At 33.9% G+C, this 25,939-nt stretch carries 25 protein-coding genes; 16 read left to right on the top strand and 9 right to left on the bottom strand.

Annotated features, from left to right (window positions below):
- The first annotated feature begins 7 nt into the window (after window positions 1-7).
- Complete coding sequence (gene ppk1, locus LAB100_RS08155) at window positions 8-2,020, top strand: polyphosphate kinase 1 (RefSeq protein WP_246001312.1); 2,013 nt, start codon at window positions 8-10, stop codon at window positions 2,018-2,020.
- Window positions 2,021-2,145: 125 nt separating this feature from the next.
- On the opposite strand, the gene LAB100_RS08160 is transcribed toward ppk1, so the two are convergent.
- Window positions 2,146-3,051 carry a proline-specific peptidase family protein gene (locus LAB100_RS08160; protein WP_119326687.1) on the bottom strand — a complete coding sequence of 302 codons (906 nt, stop codon included), beginning with the start codon at window positions 3,049-3,051 and terminating at the stop codon, window positions 2,146-2,148.
- Window positions 3,052-3,239: 188 nt separating this feature from the next.
- On the opposite strand from LAB100_RS08160, the gene LAB100_RS08165 reads away from it, so the two are divergent.
- The 3 genes from LAB100_RS08165 (at window position 3,240) to LAB100_RS08175 (ending at window position 6,222) form a co-directional block, all read left to right on the top strand.
- Window positions 3,240-4,544 carry an LPXTG cell wall anchor domain-containing protein gene (locus LAB100_RS08165; protein ID WP_162894224.1) on the top strand — a complete coding sequence of 435 codons (1,305 nt, stop codon included), beginning with the start codon at window positions 3,240-3,242 and terminating at the stop codon, window positions 4,542-4,544.
- A 449-nt stretch (window positions 4,545-4,993) separates the two neighbouring features.
- A complete protein-coding gene (locus LAB100_RS08170; RefSeq protein ID WP_174233497.1) occupies window positions 4,994-5,758 on the top strand; it encodes a threonine/serine exporter family protein in 765 nt (254 codons plus the stop codon).
- Window positions 5,759-5,760: 2 nt separating this feature from the next.
- On the top strand, window positions 5,761-6,222 hold the full coding sequence (locus LAB100_RS08175) for a threonine/serine exporter family protein (protein ID WP_246001314.1): 462 nt from the start codon (window positions 5,761-5,763) through the stop codon (window positions 6,220-6,222).
- A gap of 143 nt (window positions 6,223-6,365) precedes the next feature.
- Here LAB100_RS08175 and LAB100_RS08180 read toward each other — a convergent pair whose 3' ends face one another.
- Genes LAB100_RS08180 through LAB100_RS08200 form a run of 5 tightly spaced genes read right to left on the bottom strand, consistent with a single transcriptional unit; the run spans window position 6,366 to window position 8,176 of the window.
- Entirely contained in the window at window positions 6,366-6,758 is a 393-nt protein-coding gene (locus LAB100_RS08180; RefSeq protein WP_119326690.1) for an Asp23/Gls24 family envelope stress response protein, read from the bottom strand.
- Window positions 6,759-6,778: 20 nt separating this feature from the next.
- Window positions 6,779-7,165 carry an Asp23/Gls24 family envelope stress response protein gene (locus LAB100_RS08185; protein WP_119326691.1) on the bottom strand — a complete coding sequence of 129 codons (387 nt, stop codon included), beginning with the start codon at window positions 7,163-7,165 and terminating at the stop codon, window positions 6,779-6,781.
- A 4-nt stretch (window positions 7,166-7,169) separates the two neighbouring features.
- Window positions 7,170-7,364 carry a hypothetical protein gene (locus tag LAB100_RS08190; protein ID WP_119326692.1) on the bottom strand — a complete coding sequence of 65 codons (195 nt, stop codon included), beginning with the start codon at window positions 7,362-7,364 and terminating at the stop codon, window positions 7,170-7,172.
- Window positions 7,365-7,374: 10 nt separating this feature from the next.
- Window positions 7,375-7,920: an alkaline shock response membrane anchor protein AmaP gene (gene amaP / locus LAB100_RS08195; RefSeq protein WP_119326693.1), complete on the bottom strand. Its 546-nt coding sequence runs from the start codon at window positions 7,918-7,920 to the stop codon at window positions 7,375-7,377.
- 1 nt (window position 7,921) lies between these two features.
- Entirely contained in the window at window positions 7,922-8,176 is a 255-nt protein-coding gene (locus LAB100_RS08200) for a GlsB/YeaQ/YmgE family stress response membrane protein (RefSeq protein ID WP_119326694.1), read from the bottom strand.
- A gap of 213 nt (window positions 8,177-8,389) precedes the next feature.
- On the opposite strand from LAB100_RS08200, the gene LAB100_RS08205 reads away from it, so the two are divergent.
- The 7 genes from LAB100_RS08205 (at window position 8,390) to LAB100_RS08235 (ending at window position 16,830) form a co-directional block, all read left to right on the top strand.
- On the top strand, window positions 8,390-10,291 hold the full coding sequence (locus LAB100_RS08205) for a heavy metal translocating P-type ATPase (RefSeq protein WP_119326695.1): 1,902 nt from the start codon (window positions 8,390-8,392) through the stop codon (window positions 10,289-10,291).
- A gap of 146 nt (window positions 10,292-10,437) precedes the next feature.
- A complete protein-coding gene (locus LAB100_RS08210) occupies window positions 10,438-10,668 on the top strand; it encodes a heavy-metal-associated domain-containing protein (RefSeq protein WP_119326696.1) in 231 nt (76 codons plus the stop codon).
- A complete protein-coding gene (locus tag LAB100_RS08215; RefSeq protein ID WP_119326697.1) occupies window positions 10,668-11,222 on the top strand; it encodes a ferritin-like domain-containing protein in 555 nt (184 codons plus the stop codon). The genes LAB100_RS08210 and LAB100_RS08215 overlap by 1 nt, the downstream gene beginning before the upstream one ends.
- Window positions 11,223-11,235: 13 nt before the next feature.
- Window positions 11,236-11,922 (top strand): Crp/Fnr family transcriptional regulator, encoded by a 687-nt coding sequence (locus LAB100_RS08220; protein ID WP_119326698.1) that lies wholly within the window; start codon window positions 11,236-11,238, stop codon window positions 11,920-11,922.
- A 754-nt stretch (window positions 11,923-12,676) separates the two neighbouring features.
- Window positions 12,677-13,438, top strand: coding sequence for a formate/nitrite transporter family protein (locus LAB100_RS08225; RefSeq protein ID WP_119326699.1), 762 nt, complete (start codon window positions 12,677-12,679; stop codon window positions 13,436-13,438).
- Between the two features lie 225 nt (window positions 13,439-13,663).
- Window positions 13,664-15,985 carry an RNA polymerase recycling motor HelD gene (gene helD, locus LAB100_RS08230; protein ID WP_162894225.1) on the top strand — a complete coding sequence of 774 codons (2,322 nt, stop codon included), beginning with the start codon at window positions 13,664-13,666 and terminating at the stop codon, window positions 15,983-15,985.
- Between the two features lie 185 nt (window positions 15,986-16,170).
- Window positions 16,171-16,830: a L,D-transpeptidase gene (locus LAB100_RS08235; RefSeq protein WP_119326701.1), complete on the top strand. Its 660-nt coding sequence runs from the start codon at window positions 16,171-16,173 to the stop codon at window positions 16,828-16,830.
- Between the two features lie 40 nt (window positions 16,831-16,870).
- Here the strand turns inward: LAB100_RS08235 and LAB100_RS08240 are convergent, their stop codons facing one another.
- Window positions 16,871-18,229 carry an FAD-dependent oxidoreductase gene (locus tag LAB100_RS08240; RefSeq protein ID WP_119326702.1) on the bottom strand — a complete coding sequence of 453 codons (1,359 nt, stop codon included), beginning with the start codon at window positions 18,227-18,229 and terminating at the stop codon, window positions 16,871-16,873.
- 144 nt (window positions 18,230-18,373) lie between these two features.
- Here LAB100_RS08240 and LAB100_RS08245 point away from each other — a divergent pair, with 144 nt between their 5' ends.
- Window positions 18,374-19,072: an EAL domain-containing protein gene (locus LAB100_RS08245; protein ID WP_119326703.1), complete on the top strand. Its 699-nt coding sequence runs from the start codon at window positions 18,374-18,376 to the stop codon at window positions 19,070-19,072.
- A gap of 56 nt (window positions 19,073-19,128) precedes the next feature.
- Here LAB100_RS08245 and LAB100_RS08250 read toward each other — a convergent pair whose 3' ends face one another.
- Window positions 19,129-19,764, bottom strand: a complete 636-nt coding sequence (locus LAB100_RS08250) for a GPP34 family phosphoprotein (RefSeq protein WP_119326704.1) — start codon at window positions 19,762-19,764, stop codon at window positions 19,129-19,131.
- An 11-nt stretch (window positions 19,765-19,775) separates the two neighbouring features.
- Window positions 19,776-20,357 carry an SGNH/GDSL hydrolase family protein gene (locus LAB100_RS08255; RefSeq protein ID WP_119326705.1) on the bottom strand — a complete coding sequence of 194 codons (582 nt, stop codon included), beginning with the start codon at window positions 20,355-20,357 and terminating at the stop codon, window positions 19,776-19,778.
- A gap of 92 nt (window positions 20,358-20,449) precedes the next feature.
- Between LAB100_RS08255 and coaA the strand changes: the two genes are divergently transcribed.
- The 4 genes from coaA to LAB100_RS08275 all read left to right on the top strand — a co-directional run bounded on the left by coaA (window position 20,450) and on the right by LAB100_RS08275 (window position 25,878).
- Entirely contained in the window at window positions 20,450-21,376 is a 927-nt protein-coding gene (coaA, locus tag LAB100_RS08260) for a type I pantothenate kinase (protein WP_119326706.1), read from the top strand.
- 57 nt (window positions 21,377-21,433) lie between these two features.
- The gene (guaA, locus tag LAB100_RS08265; RefSeq protein WP_119326707.1) at window positions 21,434-22,999 is read left to right on the top strand and encodes a glutamine-hydrolyzing GMP synthase; all 1,566 of its coding nucleotides are present in this window, start codon (window positions 21,434-21,436) and stop codon (window positions 22,997-22,999) included.
- A gap of 231 nt (window positions 23,000-23,230) precedes the next feature.
- The gene (locus LAB100_RS08270; RefSeq protein WP_119326708.1) at window positions 23,231-24,208 is read left to right on the top strand and encodes a hypothetical protein; all 978 of its coding nucleotides are present in this window, start codon (window positions 23,231-23,233) and stop codon (window positions 24,206-24,208) included.
- Complete coding sequence (locus tag LAB100_RS08275; RefSeq protein ID WP_119326709.1) at window positions 24,205-25,878, top strand: coiled-coil domain-containing protein; 1,674 nt, start codon at window positions 24,205-24,207, stop codon at window positions 25,876-25,878. Before LAB100_RS08270 ends, LAB100_RS08275 begins: the two co-directional genes overlap by 4 nt.
- The last annotated feature ends 61 nt before the right edge of the window (window positions 25,879-25,939 follow it).

Below are 25,939 nucleotides of genomic sequence, written 5' to 3' on the forward strand. Positions count from 1 at the left end.
AGGTTAAATGAGTTATATGAAGGATAAATATTATAATAGGGATTTAAGTTGGATTTTATTTGATAGACGTGTTATTGATCAAGCATATGATCCAAATATTCCATTTTTGGAAAAGTTAAAATTTTTAGCCATCGCTTCTAATAATTTGGATGAATTTTTCCGCGTCAGAATGCACAACATTCATAATTTAGTGGTTGAACATAAGAGTGACAAACGTACCGGCATGACAGGTAAAGATATTTTAGATCAGGCATATGAATATAATAAGAAGAATATTGCTTTGCAATATAAGGCTTACGATAACTTGATGAAAGAGGCTGGGGATAAGAAGCTCTTTCAGCTATTGAAGTATTCTGAATTATCGGATTCTGAAAAAAAGACTGTTAAAAAGTTCTATAATAAAAAAATTGTGCCTAGATTAGATATGCAACGATTTTCTAAAGAATATAAGTTTCGTAAGAATTTATACTTTTTAATGGAAACTCCTAAGTACACTTACACTTGTCCAATTCCGGAAGATTTAGGCCGTTTAATTGAAACTGGTGTAGATGATCACTATATTTTGATTGAAGATATTATGCGAGCTATGGCTAAAGATCTAATCAGAAAGTACAAAATTTCTAAGATAGCTGTCTTTCGTGTTACTTATGATAAAAATAAACCGTATGACTTTTTGAATAAAAATTTATCTGACGAAGAATATCTCAATACAATGATTCATTATGTTGATACAAGAGATTTACGTGAGATAATGCGAGTAGAATTTTCTGGTGAAGATGAGGAAAAGGGTCGTAAATACTTTACTAAGTTAATGGGTATTAGTCGTAAAAGTGTTTATAAAATACCAGGACCAGTTGATATTAAATTTTTAACGACCCTATTCAAGAAATATCGTGACCATAAGGAATTGGTTTTTGCGCCATTTGACGCTCTTCAATGGAATGATAATAATAATATTCTGCAGTATTTAGATAAGTCACCAATTCTAGTTCAATATCCTTACGATTCATTTAGTGTCTTTATTGATTATTTAGAGCAAGCAGTTAAAGATCCACGAACAACCAAGATTTGTATTACGATTTATCGAACAGAAGATAATTCCGATTTATTAAGATTGTTAAGAGAGGCTGCAGCTAAGAAGATTGAAGTTACAGCGATAGTGGAATTACGGGCAAGATTTGATGAAGTCCATAATATCGAAGTAGCTAAGGTCCTTAAAGAGGCTGGAGTTAACGTGATTTTTGGCGATAAAGTCAATAAGGTTCATTCTAAGATTTGTTTAGCACTACACGCCGACGGAACAGGCTATGTTCAAATCGGAACTGGAAATTATAACGCAATTACAGCCAAAGGTTTTACTGATATTAGTTACTTTACAAGTAATCAAACCTATATTGATGATGCTACTAAATTTTTTAACTATTTAATGACCGGTCAAAAAGCGGAATATAATCTATTGGCTACTTCGCCCCATGGTATTAGTAATATGGTAATTGCTAATATTAAAAAAGCTACCGAGGCATATCTTCGTGATGGACAAGGTGAAGTCTTCATGAAAGTTAATGGACTGACTGATATTGATATTATTAATGCAATTTATGCTGCAGCAAAAGAAGGTCTACCATTTAGACTAATTGTCAGAGGACCATGTTCTTTGAAATTAGGTGTTTGTGGACCTAAAGAGAATATAAGAGTGAAAAGTATTGTCGGTCAATTGTTGGAACATAGTCGGATTTTTAAATTTCAGTTTGGAAAAGATCATACCGAAGTTTGGATCTCATCAGCTGATATGATGACTAGAAACCTAGAGCGCCGAGTAGAAATAGCTGTACCAATTGTGGAAGAAAAGCCTAAGAATCAATTGATTAAAATTGTTAAAGTATTTTCAAAAGATACCGAGAATTCTTATGTAATGAATACCGCTGGAGAATATATAAAACAAAGCGAAAAACACGGAATATCAGCTCAACAAACATGGTTGAGTCGTTTGAAGTGGAGAAAGTATATCAAGACAAATTAAAGTAGGTATTCCAAGTTTTAAGTTAAAAAAGAATAGCGTCTATTAAGTATTCAAGGTATTGTTTTGCTTACCTGAATCTCTTAATAGACGCTATTCTTATTTTATTGCCTAAGTTTTAAACTAAATTAATCGTTAAAGTTACCGGATTCAACATCCTTAATAAATTGTTCCAAATGATCAAAGTAAACTGGAGCATTATCAATCATATGATGATGTCCACCATTAGGAGTTGTTACTAAGCGTGCATGTGGAATTTCTTTTTGCATGATCTTAGCTGTTTCAACAGGCATAGTTTCATGTTCACCGAAAGTTAACAATGTAGGAACAGTAATTTCCTTGAGGTGCTTTCTGAAGTGCCAATCTTTTAATTTACCAGTAATAACGAATTCGTTATCGCCTTGGAATGTGTTGTAAACAGGAACAGACATAGTATCAACCAAATGTCTGATAGCTGTAGGTTGTTTACGATCAACGTATTCAGCGTTCAAAACGTCAACGTAACTTTGGTAAGTTGGATCTGAAAGATTATTTTCAGCTTCAATTTTTTCCATATATTTAACCTTATCTGGGCCTAAAGCGTCCATACGACATTGGTTAATATGTTTTACATAGTCATCAATTTCATCGACCATACTTGAGATGATAGCACCTTTAAGATGTTGTCCATATTTAGCAGCGTACATTTGAACTAAAGCTCCACCCCATGATTGACCGATAAGGTAGAAGTTGTCTAATCCAAGTTTTTGTCTAACTTCTTCAACTTCTTCTAGGAAGTAGTCATAAGTTAAGTATTTTTCAGCAATTTTAGGATCGCTGTAATCGGGTTGGTCTGAATACCATGAGCCTAATTGGTCATACATAGTTACTTGTACGCCAAGATCAGCTAATTTTTCACCGAAGTTTTCCCAGTATTCGTGGTTACCACCAGGTCCACCATGAAGACAAAGCAATTTGATGTCGCCATGACCTTGAGTGTTAGTCCATAAATGGTATCCGTTGTCGAGAGTGAGGATTGTTGTTCCTTGTTTCATAAAGTAAGTCACCTTCCTGCAAATGATAGTAACTAGTATATATCTATTGGTTAGTTTATTTCAAATAATCTATAATATTATTTTAATAATTCTAATGAAAATTTTATTTCATATTTTATGAAATACAGCTTAATATTTAAGCGTTTAAAAAATTTATGATAAAATTGGTATATGTTAAAAGGGGCGATATGATGAAAAAATTATTGATTAGTCTATTGTCTGTGGGGATGCTCTTGGGAATATTTGGTGTAGTAGGTTTAAATAATACCGGATCACCTAATGTATTGGAAGAAACAGTTCAAGCAGATACAAACAATAGTGATAATCGAACAATTAATTATGAAGTTTATAAAACAAATTCAAATGCACTATCACCAATGAATACGCTATTCACTAAAAATGCCACAATTTATACAAATGATGATGGTAGTTATAAAGTGGTTTTGACAGCCAGAGTTTCAAATTTGAGTAGTTTGGATGTTCCAAAAATCAATGGTGAAAAACCAACTATTACTAATGATAGCAATCATCATGAAAAAATTAGTTTTAACATTGATAAGTTAACCGATTTGGACAACGATATTCCGGCAACTATTCAAACTAAGATATTGAATCTTAATGTAAGTGATCCGAATAATGAAGAGGTTACATTCCGCTTTGATATGAGTTCGATGGATAGTCATGGAGCGGATAGTTCATTTTCAGACAGTTTGAATAAGATTACTAGTGCAGAAAATAATATTACAAATACAGCTAATGGTATTAAAGGTTTGATCAGTGATTTGCAATCAAATAATACTAATGATAATAACGACGATAGTGATATTATTACAACACCAACTGATGATAGTACAACAACAACCGACAATGATAGTAATTCTGGACCAAAAACGGTTTTAAAAGAACTAACTTATAAGGTTGCAAAAAATAATGGCGATGGCTCATTGATTTCACCATACTTCACTAATACCGCTAAAGTCATGCAAAACCCTGATGGAACTTATTACGTTGAAGTAACAGTCAAGTATCCAAAGCAATTTGGAAATAAAGCTTTTGAAATTAATTCAATTAATCATCAAAAGCCATTCAATTTTAGTTTCAAGAGTGAGGGCGACAGCAATTACATTACTTTTGACTTCCCAATTGATAAGATTACGGACTTGAGTAATCTTATTCCAGGAAATATTAGTTTGAATATTCCTGACTTTGGATTGGATAAAGACCTAGGCTTTAATTTGGATTTTGATAGTCTTAATCCATCTGATTTATCTAATTTGTTAAACAGTTCTGATACATCAGGCCTTTTGTCAGATCTAAGTAGCTTGAGTAAAATCAGTGATATTAAGCCAGTAAAATCAAGCTCGAATACTAATAGTAATCCTAGTACTTTACCTCAAACGGGCAATGAAACAAATAATATTTTGATAGTTATTGGTGGAATTGTTCTTGTTTTATGGGTAATTTTACTTAAAGGTACATATTTAAAACACTAAATTAATTAAATATGCCGTCCTCCACAGCAAAAGCACCGATTGGGCTGGAACGTAGTGGGTCGAATTTGAACCAATTGAAATTCACAATTGTTTCAAATCTCGACCTTTTACTACTGAGCCCATCGGTGCTTTTGATGTTCCGGACTGGTGTATTACTTTGTTTTTTAGATATTCTTGAATTCAGACAATAAAGTTTTAATCATCATAGAATTAAAAGAATTTCAAATACTGCAATTTTAGTCGGTGAAACTAGAAATGAAACATTAGTCGGGAATGAAAGCTCTGTGCCCGCAGCGTTCCAGCCAAATTTTCTTGTTGCGGAGGACGGCATCCTTAAACTCACAAAATTAACTTTTTTAATTATGCGGAAGAAATATATTACTTTTTTTCTCTAATAGAATGTGTTAATAATATTCTATTAATAAAAATATCTACTGGAGGGTACCATCATGGGGACTATCAATGAAAGTGATATTGTCACTCTTTGTGGTCAAGTGGGTACGATTCTACTAGAAAATGGTGCTGAAACGGCACGAGTTGAGAACACGGTTGAATACGTGGGTAGGGCAGCTGATCTACCAGTCGTTTGTCATGCGACAATGACTGGTATTTTTGTTAGCTCGGAAAAAAGCGCAGCGACGAGAATCTTTAAGGTTCGTGTTGGAGATTTCAATTTGCAAAAAGTAGATGAGATCAATACTTTATCAAGACAATTTTTAAGACATGAAATAACATATGAAGATTTAAAAAAAGAAGTACAAAGAGTTGATAAAGAAACACTCGATTTTTCGTGGATCACTAAATGTATTGGAGCCGGTTTGGTATCAATGCCACCAATGCTTTTGTTTAAGGCAACTTGGGGTGACTTATTTTTAGCTTTTTTTGTAGGAATAATTGGCTATTTGGTATCACAAGTAGTTGCCCATCATACGAAAACACCTTATATTCCTGTGGCATTAGGCAGTTTAGCTATTAGTGTCTTAGCAAATATTCTCGGAGTGGTCGATATTGCTCATGATGCTAATTACATTATTATTAGCGCATTAATGCCATTAGTTCCTGGAGTACCGATGACTAATTCGTTACGTGAAATTATTGAAAAAAATACTATTTCAGGATTAGTCCGAGCAACGGATGCAATTATTTCAGGAATATCAATTGGCAGTGGCGTTATTATTGGTCAAATCTTGATTAAATCGGTTATGGGGGGCTAATTATGATGGAAATTGTTTATGGTTTCATATTTGGCTTTCTTTCGAGCGTTGGTTTTGGAATTATTACCAATAATCCTCGTAGAACTTTGGTACCGGCAGGTTTAGTTGGAGCAATTGCTTGGATTGTTTATATAATCGTCGGTTGGTTCAATCACGGTTTGATCATGCCTAATTTGATGGGCGCAGTAGTAATTGGTTTGTTAGGAAATCTTTGCGCTATTCTAGTTAAAGCTCCCGTCAATATATTTTATGTTCCATGTTTAGTTTCATTGGTTCCAGGAGCTATCTTATATGACAGTATGAAAAATTTTACTTTGGGTAAAGACAGCTTAGCTGCTTACGGTTTTGTTAAAGCTCTAACAGTGGGAATGTCTTTAGCAATTGGATTTATTATTGCTGAAACAATTGCCAATAAGATTTATGGAAGATTAAAACAACATATCAATCAGAAAGAATCTAAATAAAAAGTATCTGCTGTTTTCTATTTTGTTAGTAGTTTAATTTTAAATATTAAAAAAGAAGAACAATGTCTATTAGTTTCAGGTATTTTACTACCGTGAAGACTTAATAGGTATTGTTCTTCTTTTAATTAAAAACTCCAATTTTACTATTCTTTGTCGTCTTTTTTATTGTTCTTATTGTTCCATTCTGAAGCAGTCATTAGGTCATCAATATTTAGGACTACTTTGCTAACTTCTTTTCCGGTCATTTCTTTTACAGAATGGGCGATGCTACTAACTACTTTTTCAAAAATCTGTGGAGCTGATTTACCGTATTCTAAAACGGCTTTTAACTCGAATGAAATTTTGTCGTCCTCTGTATTAACATCAACACCCTTAGTTGGATCATTCATGAAACGGTCTGTTAAGTCGCTAATTGCCCCACCAGTTAGTGATAAGACACCATCAATTGATTGAGCCGTTTGATTAGCAATTTTTTCTAAAACCTTATCTGAGAAATTTAATTCTTTTTGGATTGAAGCTGCTTGTGAATTTGGCATAATAAAATACTCCTTTTCAGTTATTCAGTTTTTTTCCAATCTTTTTTAGTCATAACATCGCTGATATAAACATTAGTTTCAACGACTTCTAAGCCAGTCATACTTTCGACAGCTTGGCTGACAGATCTTAGAATCTGTTCAAAGACCAAGTGGGCATCTTTTCCATATTCTAAGACAATTTCTAAATCTAATGCGGCTTGTTTTTCACCGACATCAACGTCGATTCCTTTGGTTAAATCTTCTTTGGTTCTAATTTTGTCAGCGATATTGTCGAGCATATTGCCGTTCATTGATAAGACACCGTCAATATCTCTGATAGCCATGCCAGCAATTTTGGCAATCACATCTTCGTTGAATTTTAATTTACTGTTACTGATCAAAGTGGCGTTTAATGGTTGCACTGTCATGGTTTTACTCCTTTGGCTGTAAGATTCTTGTTAGTTTGGTACGTAGTTCATTTTTTTCTGTCTTGTTTCCAGTTAGTGCAGCTATTGCGTATCCAATAAATCCTGCCAAGACTACTAAAAGCAAATTTCCGAAGCCAAGAGTAATCCAGATAATCACAATTAGACTGCCCAAAAGTGTACCGATTATTCTTCTTTTCATAATATTAACCTCAAATAACTCTCATATTTTGATTGCTTTCGAAAGGCGATAATTGAACGATTGTATTCTTGATAGGAACATTCAGATTATTCTTCAATTGTTCGTTAGCAATTTGTTTGATCTCTTCACCTTGTTGTTTTAGGTTGGAACTTTGTCGGCTCATGGCAGAGATAAACATTTTTGCTTTTCGACGGCGACCAAGAATTTTGATTTTTACATCAATATCATGCAGCATCGGATTTTCTTTGATTTTGTTAGTAATGATCTTTTCTAAAGCAGTTTTAGAAATTTTAAGATTTCCATCGTGAGATTTAAAGGTAATGTTACTGTATTTTACAGGGATAAATAGTACATAAAGTAACATTATCAAAAGGGCAATTCCAGAGATAGCAGCTAAGAAGACAGCTACGTAGTTGATTACGTTGGGCGGTAGTTGAAGTTGATTTTTAAAGTTTAAATTCCAATTAAAGGGATTAATTAGGTAGACGAACCATAAGACTTGGATAATTCCTATAATTGAAATTATGCTGAATAACCATTTAACTGATTTTTTCATATTATGCTCTACGCAAGTTACTTAAAGCCCAGGAAGTCAATAATACGACGACAATAGCACCGATGATAGCTGGTACGATAGCCATCCCGGCTATGTTTGGTCCCCAGGCCCCTAGAATACTTTCACCTAACCACGCGCCAACTAAACCGCCAATGATATTTCCAAACCACCCCCAAGGCATATCTCTGTTGATAATCATACTTGCTATGGCACCGATTACAGCACCGATAATAAGAACCCATAAGGCATGCAACATATTAATCATTCCTTTCTTTAAGAAATATAGTTATTTCCTTTTGTTTATGTATTCATAGTATCTAGTTCCGAAACATTGTGCAAGAAATAACTAATATAAACTATAAAAAAATATTTATAAATGGAATAATATTCAAAACTTGACCAGTATCAATTTTTTTGAAGGTCTGAGCCTTTAGAATATGTCTTGTAAGTTAAGAGAGAGGTAAGTCAGATGACAAAATTAAATATATGGATTTCAAAGCATCAAAACCAAATGACAGTAACAATTGCAATCCTGATTGCTATTAGTTTAATTTCTAAATTTCTATTACACTTTGAAATTGCGGCTACGATCTTTATGATTGCAGCTAGTATCATTGGAGCAATTCCCATCGCGTTACATGCTTTTACAGCTTTGCAAAATAAAGTTATCAGTATTGAATTATTGGTAACGATAGCTGTTATTGGAGCATTTATTATTGGAGAATTTGAAGAATCGGCTGTGGTTACATTCCTATTTCTCTTTGGTAATTATTTGGAGCAAAAGACTTTGGAGAAGACACGTTCTTCAGTTAAGAGTTTGACAAAAATGGCACCAACAACTGCTGAATTAGTCAATGAAGATGGTCAAACGGAAACTGTTGATGTTGATGATTTGGATGAAGGGGACCATGTTTTAGTTAAGCCCGGTGGTCAAATTCCAGTTGATGGAAAAATCATCGACGGAACAGGATACATGAATGAGGCTTCAATTACTGGTGAATCAACTCCCGTTAAAAAAGGTATTGGCGATAAAGTTTTTGCTGGTTCTTTGACGGATAACGGAACAATTACCGTTGAAACTACTTCAGTTGGTGAAGATACCACTTTTGGTAAAATCATCGAATTAGTTGAAGAAGCTCAAGATAGTCAATCACCTGCCGCTCGTTTTATTGATAAATTTGCTACATACTACACACCTGCAGTTTTGATAATTGGAATTCTTGTTTGGATCTTTACACAAGATTTCCCACTAGCTATTACGGTTCTAGTTCTAGGATGCCCTGGTGCTTTGGTCATCGGTGCACCGGTTTCAAACGTTGCTGGAATTGGTAATGGTGCTAAGAATGGTATCTTGATGAAAGGTGGCAATGCCGTAAATAGTTTTGCACATGTGGATACTTTGGTACTTGATAAAACTGGTACTTTAACAACTGGTAAGATGTCCGTTACTGATGTGGATAACTTTGGTAATGATAAGGACGAAATGTTGAGTTTACTTTCAGCAGTGGAAAAGACTTCAGATCATCCTTTAGGACAAGCAATTGTGAATTATGTTAAAGATTTAGGAATTACTGAAACAAAAAAATTACCAGAATTAGATACAGTTAAAGGCCAAGGTCTAGTTGGTCAAAATGATCAATTCAAGATCTTGGTTGGTAATGAACGTTTGATGAAGAATAATGATGTACAGGTTTCTGCTACGCAAAGAAAAGCAATTAATAGTCGTATGAATGATGGTGATTCAGTTGTTTTGATGGCAGTTGATCAAGAACTTCGTCTAGTAGTTGGAGTTAATGATCAATTGAGATCGGATGCTAAAGAAGGACTTCAGGCTTTGAAAGATGCTGGTTTAAAGAGGATTGTTATGTTGACTGGTGATAATAAGGTGGCTGCTCAAAGGGTAGCTGAAAGATTGCCAATTGATGAGGTACATGCAGAATTGCTCCCTGAGGATAAAGTCGAGTATGTTAAGAAGTTCCAAGAACAAGGTAGTACTGTAGCCTTTGTTGGTGATGGAATCAATGATAGTCCATCACTTGCAACTGCTGATATTGGTATTGGAATGGGTACTGGAACTGACGTTGCGATTGAAACATCAGATATTATTTTAGTTAAGTCCAGTTTTGATGCTTTAGCTCATGCTTATGTTTTGGCTAAAAAAACCGTAGCTAATACAAAAGAAAATATTATTATTGCTGTAGGAACCGTTGCTTTATTACTACTAGGTTTGATCGTTGGTATTATCCATATGGGTAGTGGAATGTTCGTGCACGAAGTAAGTATTTTAGTAGTTATTTTCAATGCAATGAGATTAATTAGAAATAAACCTGCAAAACTTGATACAGATCAAGTTCTCAAAACAGCAAACTAGTTAAGATAGTATTTGTAAGTTAGTTGAGCAAGTGATCTTTCGGATTACTTGCGAGCTGTAAGTGTTTCAAAAGTTGAAGCATTTACAGCTCGTGGGTATTTGGGATTTCACTAGCAAAAGTTTTTAGATATATGGAGGAATCAATTATGGCAAAAGTAATTTTACAATTAGGTGAATTAACATGCCCATCATGTATGACAAAAATTCAAAAGGCTGTTCAAAATCAAGATGGCGTTTCAAACGTAAAGGTTCTCTTCAACGCTGGTAAAGTAAGAGCAGATATTGATGAAAGTAAAACTTCAGCTGATAAGTTGTCAGAAGTTATCACTGATTTAGGATACGAAGTATTAAAGACAAAAGTTAAGGAGATTGCCTAATGACTGAATTAACAATCGATGAAAAATTTGCGGCTGAGCAAAAGCAAGCTGATGCCGATCACCACAAACCAACCGCTGGAGCAATGACAGGACATATTGTTTCAAATCATTTCCTATTAAATATTAAATTGCACCAATTAAAGTGGTTCGTTAAAGGTGCTAATGCTGAAAATTATAAGGCTGTTTTGAGTCAAACAATCGATGAAAATAACGCTTGGTATGATAAGATAGCCGATGAGTTATTGGATGAGGGTGAATTACCACCTTCAACTATAAAAGAATATTCTGAATATGCCATGATTGAAGAAGATGGTAAGAATAAGTATTTGTCAGCTGAAGACATGCTTCAAACTGTTGTTAATGATTTTAGTACTGATAATATGTTTGTTACTAGAGCAATCAAGTTGGCTGAAAATGAAGATCGCCCATTCATGGCCCAAGTTTTAGTTCAATTGTTAGGCTTTAACAATCATCAAATCAGAATTTATCAAGCTTTACTTGGTAAGAGTGCTCGTGAAGGTTTTGAAGAGGAAGACGACGAAGACTTTGATTAAGGAGAGATAATTAATGGCAAAATTAGCGCATGACCATACTGCAGAGGATTGTGTTGAATTAGTTCCAATTTTTGAGAATTTATCGAAAACGGATAAGGAAACAATTGCGACACTAGTGACCCACCATCACTATAAAAGTGGCGAATATCTTTTCTCTGCTGGAGATGGCGCTGATTCTTTAATTATCGTAGCCCATGGGCAATCTAAGGTTTTCCAGATGGCAGCGAATGGGAAAGAACAAATGTTGAGAATCTTACAAACAGGTGATTTTGATGGTGAAGCAGCTTTGTTCTCTAATTCAGATCATAATAGTTATGCCGAAGCTTTAATGGATACAGCCGTTTGTCAGATCAATCGACAAGATTTCCAAAAACTGATGCAACAGACACCAGAGTTGGCAGTCAATATGGTTAATGCTTTAGGACGTCGAGTTGGTCAATTGGAACAACAGACAACTGAGGTTACCACTGCTAGTGTAGAAAGCCGTTTGGCTAATTACCTATTGGAAACAAGTGCTGGACTAGATCAAGCTGTGTTTACTTTACCTTTGAAAAAGAAGGATATTGCAACTTATCTAGGAACAACACCTGAAACGATTAGTCGGAAGTTAACTGCCTTGGCTAAAAAAGGTATGATTGAAAAAATTAGTAATAATAAATTTAAAATCTTAGACGCTGATCGATTGATGATGATCGATTAAAAATAAAGACTGATGTAGTTGTCATTGAATATGGCAATTATGTTGGCTTTTTTTGTTTAGTTAAGGATGCCGTCCTCCGCAAGAAAGAAAATTGGGCTGGAACGCTGCGGGCACAGATTTGAACCAACTCAAGGTCGGAGTTGTTTCAAATACTGGCCTTGTTCTAAGTGGGTTTCCCACTAAGAACAATTTCGCGGCTGAGCCCATTTTCTTTCTTGCTCCGGACTGGTTTTACTCTTTGCTGACAATTATTTCTAAATTAAGAATGTGTATATTAGGTAATTCGGTTATGTATTACTTGGAACGATTTTAATGTGAGATTGTACTTCTTTAAGTCGGAAAATTGATTTTTAGTATTGTTAAATATCTTACGGTACTTTAATATTGCAGACTTCTCATATGGTGGTTTTTCAATATTTAGATTCTTCATATACAAATATAAAGAATCAATACATTAGTCCGGAGTGACAAAGAAAATGGGCTCAGTAGTGAGGTTAGTAGAAGGCTGAGCTTGAAGACTGTTGGCAAAGCCAAGAGGCTCCAAGTCGTGCTCACTACGTTCCAGCCCAATTTTCTTTGTCATGGAGGACGGGATACTTAATAAAAAAAGAAGTTTTACCGGCTAAAATTATATTTCATATAAAGCAATTTTTGTATACGAGTTATCCGAACTATTTTGATAAATTCAATTGACTTCGTTCGATATTAGATGATATTTTAATTACACCAAATGTAAATTATGGGAGATTAGAATATGTTTACTCCAGAAGAAATTCTGCAAAAGAGTATTACGGCGGGAGTCAATAAGCTAAAGAAACCACTATTAGCTCAGATGATTTTAGGTTTTATCGGTGGAGCAATGATTTCGATTGGCTTTTTAGCTTATGTCAGGGTTACGGCTTCAATTCCGAACGATTTGGCTAGTGTCAAGTCGTTAGTTGGGGGATTGGTTTTTCCAATAGGTTTGATCGTTATTCTTTTAGCTGGTGGAGAATTGGCTACTGGTAATATGATGGCGGTTGGTTCAGCAATTTTTGATAAGCAAGCCAAGTGGAGCGATTATTTAAAGAATTTACTAATTATTACTTTGTTTAACTTTATCGGCGCTATTTTTGTCGCTTATTTCTTTGGTCACGTAGTTGGATTGACGCATGCGGTACCATTCAGAGATGCCGTAATAGCTGTGGCTGCGGGTAAAACTAAAGCTAGTTTCTTATCAGCATTTATTTCAGCTATTGGCTGTAATTGGTTAGTTGGATTAGCAGTTTGGCTATCTTTTGGAGCTAAAGATGCAACTGGAAAGATTCTAGGTATCTGGTTTCCAATTATGATTTTTGTGGCGGTTGGTTTCCAACATAGTATTGCCAACTGCTTTATCATACCGGCAGCAATTTTTGAAGGTGGCAGTACGTGGGGATTATTCTTTCAGAACTTTGTACCAGTCTATCTAGGCAATATCATTGGTGGTTTGATCTTTGTTGCTGGATTTTATTATTTTAGTTATGTAAAAAAATAATGCTAATTGTTGGTTAAAGTAAATTTAATAGTATAAAATAGATTAACAAGTTATCGAGGGTAAGATTTCAAATAAAAAGTACGTCTAAAATTGAATAATTATTGAGGGATGGTGATATTTTGCTGTCCCTTTTTTATTATTTTAGTTATGATACCGCCTTTTTCAATTTTTGAAATCTAATACTAATAGTGGTAACATTATATAACTTAAATTTAAGAGGTTATTATGATGACAGATAAACCTAAAGTTAGTGAACTAGACGAAAAACAAATTGAACAAGCACATTTAGATGATGTGGTTGACAAAATTAAGAAGTCTGAAAATCGACTTCAAGAACATATGGACGTTGCTGAAGAAGATTTAAAAGTTATCAATAATGCTTTTGATGATATCCATTTGGGAATGGATGGCGACTCTATTTCAATGGATGCAGCACTTTCCATTCATCAACAACAACAAATGTTAGATGAAAGAAATAATAGCTGGCAACAATCGAGACAGCGTTTGGGAATTCTCAAAAAATTGGAAAAGACGCCATTTTTCGCGCGTTTGGATTTCCAAGAAAAAGGTGAACCTAAAAAAGAATCTGTCTATATTGGCTTGAGCTCTTTTACTGATGAGAAGGATCACTTTTTAGTTTATGATTGGCGAGCACCAATTTCTTCTATTTATTATGATGGTAAGTTGGGTGAAGTTAAGTATCAAACGCCAGATGGTGAGCAGTCAGTTGATCTCTTCTTGAAACGTCAATTTTTAGTTGATAGTGGTAAGATCAAGGCTTATTTTGATACTCAAGAAACAATTGGCGATCAAATGCTTTTGGAAGTTTTGGATGGTAAATCTTCTACTCACATGAAGGGTATCGTCAAAACTATTCAGAGTGAACAAAACAAAATTATTCGTGATACTAAGTCAAAATTATTATTTGTCCAAGGTGCAGCCGGATCAGGTAAAACTTCAGCTATTTTGCAAAGAATTGCATTCTTGCTTTATCGTTACCGTGGAACTTTAACTTCTAGTCAAGTGGTTATGTTCTCACCTAATTCATTGTTTAATGATTACATTAAAGATGTTTTGCCAGAAATGGGTGAACAAAACATGGTTCAAATGACGTACAAACAATTTTTGGCACGTCGTTTGCCTAATTTAACGGTAGAGAGTTTGGCACAACAATTTGAAACTGTCGTAGATACGGATAATAAAAATATTGGTAAGTTTGTGTCGGATATTGAATTCTTTAAGATTTTGACTAATTATAGTAAGTTGCTTGGTCAAAGCGGAATGGCTTTCAAAGATATCAAGTTCCAAGGCAAAGTGTTTATTTCTAAGGAAAAAATCCAAGAATTCTACTATAGCTATGGACCACAATATAACTTGGGTAATCGCTTAGATGCGACTGTTGATCGCCTAGTTAAGATGTTGCATCGTAAAATTGGTTCAGAGATGCGTTCTAATTGGGTTTCTGAACGAATTGAAAACTTGAGCAAGGAACAGTTGCAGGTTCTATATAATACAGCTGATCAAGAGTTCAAGAATGGCGATGAAGAGAAGAAATTCTTAGCTAGAAAAATTGTCACAGCAATGATGCAAGGCGTTTATAAAAATATCAAACACTTGAGATTTATCAATGTTGCAGCGAACTATTTGAATTTCTTAAAAGCTGTTCCCAAGATTGTCGATCTAAATAAATATGGAATTACTAAAGATCAATGGATTCAATATGTAGAGAACTTTGTTCAAAGCTTCAATAATAAACAGATTTCGATGAATAATTTAAGTCCATATCTTTACTTGTATGATTTGGTTACTGGTAAACATGGTGAATTGGATATGAAGTTTGTCTTCATTGATGAAATTCAAGACTATACACCATTCCAACTTGCTTATATGAAATACAAATTCCCAAGAGCTCGTTATACAATGTTGGGCGATTTAAATCAGTCGATTTTTACAAAGAAGAACAGTCAAACCTTATTGTCAGAAGCTCAAAGTTTGTTTGAAGCAGATGAAACAAGGGTTGTTCAATTAGTCCATTCATATCGTTCTACAAAACAAATTACGGACTTTACGAAGGCAATTTTAACTAATGGACAAAAAATTGAGCCATTTAATCGTGATGGAGATTTACCAAATCTCTTAATGGCTAATGATGAAGCTGAATCTATTCAACAAGTTGTTGGTCAATTGAAGGAAAATGATAAACGTAAATATACCACAGCAATTATTGCCAAGACCTTGGAGGATGCAACGCATTTGCATGAACAATTGTCAGCTGCTGGAGTTAAGTCAACCTTGATCCGTTCAGAAAATCAACGTTTGGCAACGGGAACTATTGTTTTACCATCGTTCTTAGCTAAAGGATTGGAATTCGATGCAGTTATCATGTGGGACGCTTCAAAGGATAAATTCGATGAAGATGAACAACAACTGGTTTATACGATTGCCTCTAGAGCAATGCATAAGCTAACTGTTACTTCAATCGGCGAATTGTCACAATTATTGCAACGTGTACCAGAGAAGTATTACGAAGTTGAACAAAAAGCTTAAATATTTAAAATTTTAGGTATAAAAATAACATCTATTAAGAGATTTGGATCTACATGTCGAATATCTCTTGAATAGGTGTTATTTTTTGTAAAAGAAGAATTGTATACAACTCCCTTTTCGTATTGCTGATTTCTATATACCATGTATAATATTAGTTATGCTGTTACGGATTTGGGGAAAAATCAATGGATTACAAAAAAATATTTAGAATCGCAATTATTTCGTTATTAGCGATTATTGCTTTGGGTTATGGGGCCTTTGAGCTTGTAGGAAACAATGCTAAAGATGTTAAGGTGGAGGCTAAAGATAAGGCCGTACCTAAAAAGGTAGCTAAAAAAGTTGCCAATACACCAGAAACGGTTGAAGATGATAAGGATATGGTGAATTTAAAGAATTTCACCTACAATGATTCTTCAGAAAAGAAAGATTATCCCGACTTGAATGAACATCCAAATGCTTGGATAGACGTGGATATTGCAACACAAAGAATGTATGTCAAAGATGGTGAAACAACATTATATGAGATGTACGCTTCTACTGGTAAAAAGGACGCTACACCAAGAGGAACTTATTACGTTCAGGGGGAACGTGGTGAATTCTTCTATACAGAACCTTTGAAGTTGGGCGCATATTATTGGGTTTCATTTTTAAATCATGGTGAGTATTTGTTCCATACCACACCAACCGATGAACAAGGTAATTACGTTGAATCAATTGCTAAGACTTTGGGTAGAGAACCATCTTCACATGGATGCATCCATCTGTCAGTGCCTGACTGTAAGTGGGTATATGAGAATGTTCCTTATGGTATGAAAGTTGTTATTCATGGTAGTTATAAAAGGTAAAAAAAGATGAAATTCCTGATATTTGGAATTTCATCTTTTTTTAATTGCTTCTCCAATAACCGCCTTCTTGATCGACAGCAACTTGAGCAGCCAAGTTAAGATAATTAAATGGTTCATCAAAGTTAGGTGAAAATAGCATATCCATAAATGCTAATTCGTCAATTGTGTTTTCGTTTTGGATTACAACTGATAAGGTATTAGCAGATTGTGATACTTCGTGGTCAGAAATAAGTTGTGCTCCTAATATTTTGCGACTGTTTTTATCGTAAACTAATTCAATTGTGATTTTTGCAGTAGTAGGCATAAAGTCAGGACGATAGTTTCCTTGATAAAAAGCACTACCAGCTTCAAAGTGGGCTGCTTTAGCCTTGGCTAAAGTTAATCCAGTACATGCGACGGTAGTATCGAAGAGTAACATTCCAGTAGTAGCTTGGGTACCGATAGATTTTAAGCGTTTATCTAAAACGTTGATACCTGCGAGTGTACCTTGACGGACAGCGTGGGATGCTAAAGGAATATAAGCGCTACTTAGAGTTGGATTATAATGTACTTCAGTATTATCACCTGCAGCGAAAATATCGGGGTCAGATGTACCCATGTATGGGTCCGTTATAATAGCACCATTTTTAGCAAGATTTATTTGTCCATTTAATAAATCGGACTGAGGAATAACACCTGGGCAGATAACAGCCATATCTGAATTATAAGTACCATTGGTTGTCGTGATTTCTAACTTTTCGTCAGATAAGTCGCTGAGTTTAGTAACAGTTGTGTTTACTAAGACTTTGACACCTTTTTTGACCAATAAGTTTTGTATTTGTTTAGCAATTACAGGGTCAGTGTATTCATCAAGTATTTGTGGTCCGCGTTGGATCAAAGTAACTTGATGACCTGATTTAATATATCCTTCGGCCAATTCAACACCAGCGTAACCACCACCGATGATGGTAACTTGGTGACATTTTTGAGCAGCTGCGTATAATTCGTGAGCTTGGTCGCAGGTTTTGCAGAGCATTACTTTGGTATTTTCGACTCCAGTTATGGCAGGAATAGCAGTAATAGAACCTGTTGCCATAATTAACTTATCGTAAGTATCGTGAACTAATTCTTTGGTTTTTAAATCTTGTGCCAAAATAGTGTGTTCATCAGCATCAATTCGGATAACGTCATGTTCCATTTTCATAGTGACGCCTTGTTTAATAAAGTCTTCAGGATCGGCGTAAAGAACATCGTCTAAGTTTTTTACAGAGCCGCCTAAGTGTAAGTATGTACCGCAGGATAAATAAGAAATTTCGGCGTGTCGTTCGTAGACAGTGATTTCAGATTCGGGGTAATACTTTAGAATTTGTTTAATGGCTGCAATACCCGCATGGGTACAGCCAATAATAGCTATTTTCATCTAATAGACCACAGCTTTCAAAGTATAATTAATTTATTTATATCGTGATATTGATATCATTTTGGTTTGAAGTATACTACGAGTATACAGTGATTGAGATAAATGTAAACTTATAATAAGTACATTGTGAAGGTGGCGGTGTGTGTGAAACCGATTTATCGATATTTTGTCCAACCGCAATTAGATATAAGAACTAAAACAGTATTTGGCTATGAGCTACTGATCAAGCAATTAACCTCTGAAGGGTGGCGTTTGCCGGAATCGTTTACTGATATCGACTCGCAAACTATGTCAAAATTATTGGTAGCCACGACTAAAATTTTGGGATTAAAAGTTCAATACTGCTCAGTTAACGTCAGTCGAGAACAGCTAATGGATACAACAGTAGCCAAGGCTATTATTCAGAGCCAAACGCAGTTGTACCCAGCTAAATTAGTGGTTGAATTGACAGAAGAAAATGGTCCTTGTAAATATCCTGATACTAGTTTGATTCCGTATTTGCGTAGTTTTATTGAACATGGAATGCAGATATCATTAGATGATGTAGGGACCGGTATTAACGATTTTAGAAGTATTCAAGAATTTTTACCGTTGGCTTCAGAAATAAAGTTTGCCTTACAGAATTTTCGGACCGGAATTAAAGACCCTAAGATTCAACAGAAATTACATTTTTGGCATGCAATTAGCCGAGAATATGGTCAACGTTTGATTCTTGAGGGTATAGAAGACGAAGACGATGCAGAATTAAGTAGCAGTTTTAATATTTATTTACGTCAAGGCTACTATTATGGAAAGCCACAGTTGTTAAGACTGCCAGGCGATCCAGTAGATATGGGCGCATAAAAAAACTAGTAATAAGAAGGGTAAATAACCTTTTTATTACTAGTTTTTTTAATTCATTAACTTAACAGAGTTAATGTAACTCGATTCAAACGCTTAGACAATTCAAACAATTTTTCGTAAGTTGGATCATTTTGGTAAAGTTCCATCTTATCTTTCAGCTGTTTCTGTTCAAATTGTGAGAAGTAAAATTTCAAATCGTGGTTGCCATAAAGTGTTGCTAGTAGGGCAAAGGCCTCGGGTGAAATCTTTTCAGCTGTTAAAATTTCTTTACGCAAGTCAGCGACTAATTCACGTTTAACATTACGGTTAGGTAAGTAGTTGTTAGTCTTGAAAACTAAACCAGTAACGGCTTTAGTTACATCGACCTTATCAACAAGCGAATCACCGATCTCATTGTAAATAATACGAGTGATCTTTTCGTTAGTAGCCATTGCACGAAGAACGTGAGTAACGCTTTTGCCTTGATTCTTGTTAATGATTTGGAAAAATTCGTTTAGATATTTTTTGTCGTCTGGCAAAACCTTATTAATGATGACACTGTTGTCGGTTAAATCGATAATGTCATTTAGTGCAAGATCAAAAAATGAACTTTCAGCTAAATAGGCACGACGTCTGGTATTCTTAAAAATACGAATACTACCTTTTTCGTTACACGATAAAATAAAATATTTTTGAGGAATATTTAAATCCATAAAGTGCTCCTTCAATTCGACACTAGCTCTTTTGATTTGGCTAGCGTGGCTTTAATTTCTGGTATTAACTCGTCTTCTAAGAGATTATAACCTTGCTTGGTAAAGTGCAACCCGTCAGACTGCAACAACTCCTTGAGATCAGTACGGTTAGCCATATCGTGTAAGATATCGATATACGATACGTCTAGTTGCTTACTGAGATGTTCCGTAACTAATTCAAATTGTAGTTGGCGTGTCCAAGGTCTAGTAGGGTTAATGCGCCAATCAATATAGGGAGGAGAGAGCAAGATAACTCGCTGATTTCCTAAAGTATCTATTATACTGCATAGATTAGCCGCAAATTTACCTGGTTTGATTTCATCGTCTGTCGAAATGTCATTAGCACCGAATCCCAAAATAACAATTGCAGGATCTAGTCTTTTGACGCGATCAACACGTGTCATAGCATTATTGGTTTTGTAGTCGGCAATCGACATGTTAATGACTTCATAGCCTGGAAAGTCTTTCCTGATGGATTTAGCTAAAGTATCACTAGCCTTTCCATCACGAAATCCCATCAAGGTCGAGTCCCCAAATAATACTATTCTCTTCATATATTGTTTCCTTTTTTAAAAAAGTTCTATACTATACTAGAATACCAGATATTTAATAAAAGTTAATTACTATATTAAGCAGGTTTAACAATATGAAGAATTTAGCTAACTATGATGAATTTACTCGAAAGCAATGGGAAAACTTCCACGGTGAATATACCAAGCAGGCGATAACTGATGGAGAGTTGCGTAAGATCAAATCTTTGGATGATGAAATTTCAATTGACGATGTGCGTTCAATCTATGCGCCAATTCGTCACTTACTTCATATTTATCTGAAGAATTATCGCAAATTGACTAAATTAAAAAATGAGTTTATTGACGGATCAACACGTAAGATACCCTTTATTATTGGTGTTTCCGGTTCAGTTGCTGTGGGAAAAAGTACCACTGCTCGATTATTGAAGATAATGTTGGAAAGAGCTTATCCACAATATAAGGTTTCCCAGATGACGACAGACGGATTTTTATATCCCAGTAAGATTCTGAAAGAACGTAATTTAATGAGTAAAAAAGGTTTTCCAGAAACTTATGATATGGGAAAGCTTTTGAACTTTTTGGGTGAAGTTAAGACCAAGGGTGGACGTATCAAGTATCCACTTTATTCTCATAATATTTATGATATTATCCCGGGTAAATATGAAGAAACAGATAATCCAGATATTTTGATCGTTGAAGGTATAAATGTATTACAATTGCCTCAGAATGAGCAGATCTATGTCAGTGATTTCTTTGATTTTTCAATTTATATTGATGCTGAAGAAAAAGATATTGAGGAATGGTTCTTGAAACGTTTCGAAACACTGTTAGATTTGGCTAGAAACGATCCTAACAGTTATTACTACCAATTCACCCAGATGCCTGAAAAAGACGCTATGAAGATGGCAAGAAACGTTTGGGACACAATCAATTATCCTAATTTGCGTGATTATATCAGACCTACTAGAAACCGAGCAGACTTGATTTTGCACAAATCTGAAGATCATCAAATTGATAAAATTTACCTAAGAAAATATTAAGCGCTAACAATATATGACATGGAACTAAATTTCGTATACAATAGAAGAAATAAAAAAATGGGGGAAATTGATTTGAGCAAGCAATGGCCTGATGCTGATAGCATCATCGTTCTAGACTACGGTAGTCAATATAACCAATTGATTACTCGTCGTATCAGAGATATTGGTATTTACTCTGAATTACTACCAAACACTATTACTGCTGCAGAAGTTAAAGAAATCAATCCTAAAGGTATTATTCTTTCTGGTGGACCAATGAGTGTCTACGATAAAGATGCCTTTTCAATCGACCAAGACATTTACAAGTTAGGTATTCCTATCTTAGGTATCTGTTACGGTATGCAATTGATGTCTTATAACCTTGGCGGTAAGGTTGAATCAGCTGACAACCGAGAATATGGTCGTGCTGATATTACTGTTGTGGATGATAATTCTGTACTATTCAAAGGATTGCCTGAAAAGCAATACGTTTGGATGAGTCATGGTGACCTTGTTAAAGAAGCACCTACTGGCTTCAAGGTTGTCGCAACAAGTAAAAACGCACCTATTTCATCAATCGCTGATGATGAACATAAAATGTATGGTGTTCAATTCCATACCGAAGTTAGAAATACTGAATTCGGTTCAGAAATTTTGAAACACTTTGCCTTTGATGTTTGTGAAGCAAAAGCTAACTGGTCAATGGATGATTTCATTGATCAACAAATTCAAAAGATTCGTGACACAGTTGGTGACAAGAAGGTTCTTCTTGGTTTATCAGGTGGTGTTGATTCTTCTGTTGTTGGTGTTTTGTTGCACAAAGCTATCGGTACACAATTGACAAGTATCTTCGTTGATCATGGTCTTCTTCGTAAGAATGAAGCCGATCAAGTTATGGATAGTTTGAAGGGTAAGTTTGGTTTGAACATCATCAAAGTTGATGCTCAAAAACGTTTCTTAGACAAACTTGCTGGAGTAACTGATCCTGAAAAGAAACGTAAGATTATCGGTAACGAGTTTATCCAAGTGTTCAACGATGAAGCTCAAAAGCTTGATGGTATTGACTTCTTGGCACAAGGTACACTTTATACTGATGTTATCGAAAGTGGTACAAGTACTGCTCAAACAATTAAATCTCACCATAACGTTGGTGGACTTCCAGAGGACATGCACTTCAAGTTGATCGAACCACTTCGGACATTGTTCAAGGATGAAACACGTGAATTAGGTGAAAAACTAGGTATGCCTCACGAGTTAGTATGGCGTCAACCATTCCCAGGACCAGGTCTTGGAATTCGTGTAATCGGTGAAGTTACCGAAGAAAAATTACAAATCGTTCGTGATAGTGATTGGGTTCTTCGTGACGAAATCGCTAAGAATGGCCTAGATGAAAAGATTTGGCAATACTTCACAGTCTTGCCAGGTATTCGTTCAGTTGGTGTCATGGGTGATGGTAGAACATACGATTATACAATCGGAATTCGTGCCGTTACATCTATTGATGGTATGACAGCTGACTTTGCTCAGATTCCATGGGATGTACTTCAAAAGATCTCAGTTAGAATCGTAAACGAAGTCGACCATGTCAACCGTGTAGTTTATGATATTACTTCTAAGCCGCCCGCAACTATTGAGTGGGAATAATATTCCGTAGAAAATATAAGAGCGTCTCTGAAATTTAATTCAGGGATGCTCTTTTTTACATTACTTAAGTTGTTCTCAAAAATATAGAATAACTCAAGTGATTACTCTAGGAGGCAGTAGTTTCTTTAAAAAATTATGGGATTGTATGTTCTCTTTATTGGATTTTTTAAAATAGTACAATCAAATTAGCATTCTTAGATTTAAAAATTATTCTTTAGAGGTGAATTACTATTGTCAGATAATAACGGTGGAGCGATAGCAATTAAAGGATTTGACTTTCAGGCAATGACAGTAGTTTTTTTTGCTGTAAAAAATATTAATGATGATAATTTTAACGTATATATTGAATCAGAAGAAGATTTTACTTTAAATAAAGCAGAAGATAAGGCCTATGTGCAGGTTAAAAGTATGGCATTATCCGTAAAAAAATTGACCAAAATATCAAAAAAAGCTAAAAAATCAATATTAGAAAAAAACTTAGAAGCGGGAAATGAAGGGGAATATTTAATATATTTAAAAGAAATGGCAAAACAAGATTTAAATCAAATGGAGAGGGTTGATGATTCATTTATAAAAGATGATGCCTATGTATTTTCTGATAGTCAAAGATTGGAAATAATAAGTCAGTTTAAAAAGGATAAGGTCGATAAATCAATAGTTGAAAGAGTACAGAAATCTAGGGTATTTGTATCTAAGTTTTTGGATAATTTAAACGATGCACGCATTTATATGATAGGACTAATGAATGATAATCAAATAGATATAACAGATAATAGGGCTAATTTGGCATTGAATGAATTGTTTATTTTAATACATGAGAAAGCAGAATATATTGTAAAAAAGGGGCATGAACGAAGGGACTATGAGAAAAAGAAATTAACAAGTAAAGATTTAGGTCATATATTTACAAAAACTAAAAGTAGGGATTATTTTAAGGACTTTTTAGAAGATACCAATTATTCGTTTTTGCAAAAAGAAAAAATTAAAAGAGCGAGAGAAGTATTATTTACGGAGTATTATTCAGCTAGAAAAAATATGGATAAGGTATTTAGTTCCTATGATTTAGATGATGATTGTACTAGTAATGAATTAATAGAGAAAATGAAGTCAAAGTTGGATAATGATGAGTCTAACTATGGAGATTGTGAAAGATTTGTTAAAATTGCATTAATTATTGACTATATTTCAGAAAGAGCAGCAAATTTATGAAAAGACTTACCATAAAAAAATTGATTATCATGGATTATAAGGAAAAAAAAGCTCAGAGTTTTCAATTTGATGATCATATCAATATTATAACTAGTAAGATGTCATCTACGGGAAAATCAAGTTTAATAAAATCTATTTTTTATTCCCTGGGATTTGATATAAAAAAGTTTCCTAATGAGTGGAATTCTAATCAGATGCTATTCAAAGAGTACATTGATATTGATGGAAATGAACATTCTATTCTTAGAAACAAAAATTATTTTAAAGTGGATAATGAGAAAATATTTAGTTATAAAGATTATGCTAAGTGGTTAGCTAGTCAAATGGATTTTGAATTGGAAATACAATTGTCAAAAAGTAAAAGGTTTGAATCAGTTTATCCAACTGAAATGCTATTAATGAATTATATTGATCAGGATAAATCTTGGGATGGTTATCTATATAAGAATGTATCTGACTCTTTAAATAGATATGGAAGTAGTAAAGCAGTTAAAGAAATTGTAGATTATGATTTGGGCATTTCTAATAAAGAAATAATACAATTAAAAGATAAAAAAACATCTTTTAATAAGCAAAAAAAAGATAAAGAATCGGAATTAACAACTTTAAACAAATTGAATGATGACTTTAAAAGTAAGTACGAAGAAAATGTTGTTCCAATCGATTTAGAAAAAGTAAAAAAAGATTTGGAAAATCAAAAAGTACAGATGGAAATATCAAATAAGGAAATAAATAAATCGTATTCTAAAATTCATAACATTAGATCAAAGATTAGTATTAAATTTCAAGATATTGAAGAACTCAATAAAATAAAAAACCAGAATGCAAATAGAATTAAGAAAATATCAAATAAAAATGGTGAATGTAGTTACTGTCATTCGAAACTAACGGTAGAACAATCACTTTCAAGGTTAGAATTGAATAACAATATCTTTGATATACAATTTGACATTTTAAAGAAACAAAATGAGTTGAATTTATTAAAAAAAGAAGAAAGTAGTCTTCAAAAAGAATTGGATTCTAAAATAAAAAAATTCGATGTTTTAGGTAATGAAGAAAAGTTTGCTAAGGATAAATCGAATATGGATAAGTATATTGATATTCAAGTTTCTAAAGAAATTCAAAGAAAATATAGCAATCAAATTACTAACTCATTAGAAGAAATAGAACAAACAAAAAAAGAAATAAATAAGTTATCCTATCAAATAAGTAAACTGAATAAGCAAATGAATAATAAAAAACGAGAAATAATAACCTATTTTGATGAGCAACTAACTGAGCTTTCTATTAATCTAAGTGAACCTAAGATTTCAAATATAAAATTTGGCGACTTTAAGGAAATAGAAGGTAGTGGAACGGAAAATAATAGAGCTATTTTAGGAGCTTATTTATCTTATTTTAGAACGTTAAATTGTTATGGAAATCATCAATTTCCTTTTGGCCTAGATTCAGTAATTAAAACGGAAATTGATGGTGTTTCTTTAAATGAGATATACAAAGCAGTAGAGCATTATTTTTTAGAACTAGATAATCAAATTTTCTTTGTTGCTTTAGAAGAGAATCTGGATTCTATAAAAACAAATTATAAAAAAATAGAATTAACAAAACCAATTTTATCAACACATAAGTATGATGAATTATTGAAAGAAATGTCGTCATGGTTGGAATAATTTAGAATTGAATTATTTCTTAGAAATATACAAAAATTCTCCCAAAATTTTAAATAATAAT

This window comes from Companilactobacillus musae, assembly GCF_003967595.1.
Taxonomy (GTDB): domain Bacteria; phylum Bacillota; class Bacilli; order Lactobacillales; family Lactobacillaceae; genus Companilactobacillus; species Companilactobacillus musae.

What these genes read in the sequence shown, in the direction of transcription:
- LAB100_RS08240 (WP_119326702.1), bottom strand. Translation starts at nt 18,229, where the DNA reads ATGAAAATAGCTATTATTGGCTGTACCCATGCGGGTATTGCAGCCATT.
- LAB100_RS08275 (WP_119326709.1), top strand. Translation starts at nt 24,205, where the DNA reads ATGAAAAGACTTACCATAAAAAAATTGATTATCATGGATTATAAGGAA.
- LAB100_RS08185 (WP_119326691.1), bottom strand. Translation starts at nt 7,165, where the DNA reads ATGACAGTGCAACCATTAAACGCCACTTTGATCAGTAACAGTAAATTA.
- LAB100_RS08205 (WP_119326695.1), top strand. Translation starts at nt 8,390, where the DNA reads ATGACAAAATTAAATATATGGATTTCAAAGCATCAAAACCAAATGACA.
- amaP (WP_119326693.1), bottom strand. Translation starts at nt 7,920, where the DNA reads ATGAAAAAATCAGTTAAATGGTTATTCAGCATAATTTCAATTATAGGA.
- LAB100_RS08225 (WP_119326699.1), top strand. Translation starts at nt 12,677, where the DNA reads ATGTTTACTCCAGAAGAAATTCTGCAAAAGAGTATTACGGCGGGAGTC.
- LAB100_RS08180 (WP_119326690.1), bottom strand. Translation starts at nt 6,758, where the DNA reads ATGCCAAATTCACAAGCAGCTTCAATCCAAAAAGAATTAAATTTCTCA.
- LAB100_RS08235 (WP_119326701.1), top strand. Translation starts at nt 16,171, where the DNA reads ATGGATTACAAAAAAATATTTAGAATCGCAATTATTTCGTTATTAGCG.
- LAB100_RS08200 (WP_119326694.1), bottom strand. Translation starts at nt 8,176, where the DNA reads ATGTTGCATGCCTTATGGGTTCTTATTATCGGTGCTGTAATCGGTGCC.
- LAB100_RS08170 (WP_174233497.1), top strand. Translation starts at nt 4,994, where the DNA reads ATGGGGACTATCAATGAAAGTGATATTGTCACTCTTTGTGGTCAAGTG.
- ppk1 (WP_246001312.1), top strand. Translation starts at nt 8, where the DNA reads ATGAGTTATATGAAGGATAAATATTATAATAGGGATTTAAGTTGGATT.
- LAB100_RS08250 (WP_119326704.1), bottom strand. Translation starts at nt 19,764, where the DNA reads ATGGATTTAAATATTCCTCAAAAATATTTTATTTTATCGTGTAACGAA.
- LAB100_RS08255 (WP_119326705.1), bottom strand. Translation starts at nt 20,357, where the DNA reads ATGAAGAGAATAGTATTATTTGGGGACTCGACCTTGATGGGATTTCGT.
- LAB100_RS08160 (WP_119326687.1), bottom strand. Translation starts at nt 3,051, where the DNA reads ATGAAACAAGGAACAACAATCCTCACTCTCGACAACGGATACCATTTA.
- LAB100_RS08175 (WP_246001314.1), top strand. Translation starts at nt 5,761, where the DNA reads ATGATGGAAATTGTTTATGGTTTCATATTTGGCTTTCTTTCGAGCGTT.
- LAB100_RS08215 (WP_119326697.1), top strand. Translation starts at nt 10,668, where the DNA reads ATGACTGAATTAACAATCGATGAAAAATTTGCGGCTGAGCAAAAGCAA.
- LAB100_RS08190 (WP_119326692.1), bottom strand. Translation starts at nt 7,364, where the DNA reads ATGAAAAGAAGAATAATCGGTACACTTTTGGGCAGTCTAATTGTGATT.
- guaA (WP_119326707.1), top strand. Translation starts at nt 21,434, where the DNA reads ATGGGGGAAATTGATTTGAGCAAGCAATGGCCTGATGCTGATAGCATC.
- LAB100_RS08210 (WP_119326696.1), top strand. Translation starts at nt 10,438, where the DNA reads ATGGCAAAAGTAATTTTACAATTAGGTGAATTAACATGCCCATCATGT.
- coaA (WP_119326706.1), top strand. Translation starts at nt 20,450, where the DNA reads ATGAAGAATTTAGCTAACTATGATGAATTTACTCGAAAGCAATGGGAA.
- LAB100_RS08165 (WP_162894224.1), top strand. Translation starts at nt 3,240, where the DNA reads ATGATGAAAAAATTATTGATTAGTCTATTGTCTGTGGGGATGCTCTTG.
- LAB100_RS08220 (WP_119326698.1), top strand. Translation starts at nt 11,236, where the DNA reads ATGGCAAAATTAGCGCATGACCATACTGCAGAGGATTGTGTTGAATTA.
- helD (WP_162894225.1), top strand. Translation starts at nt 13,664, where the DNA reads ATGATGACAGATAAACCTAAAGTTAGTGAACTAGACGAAAAACAAATT.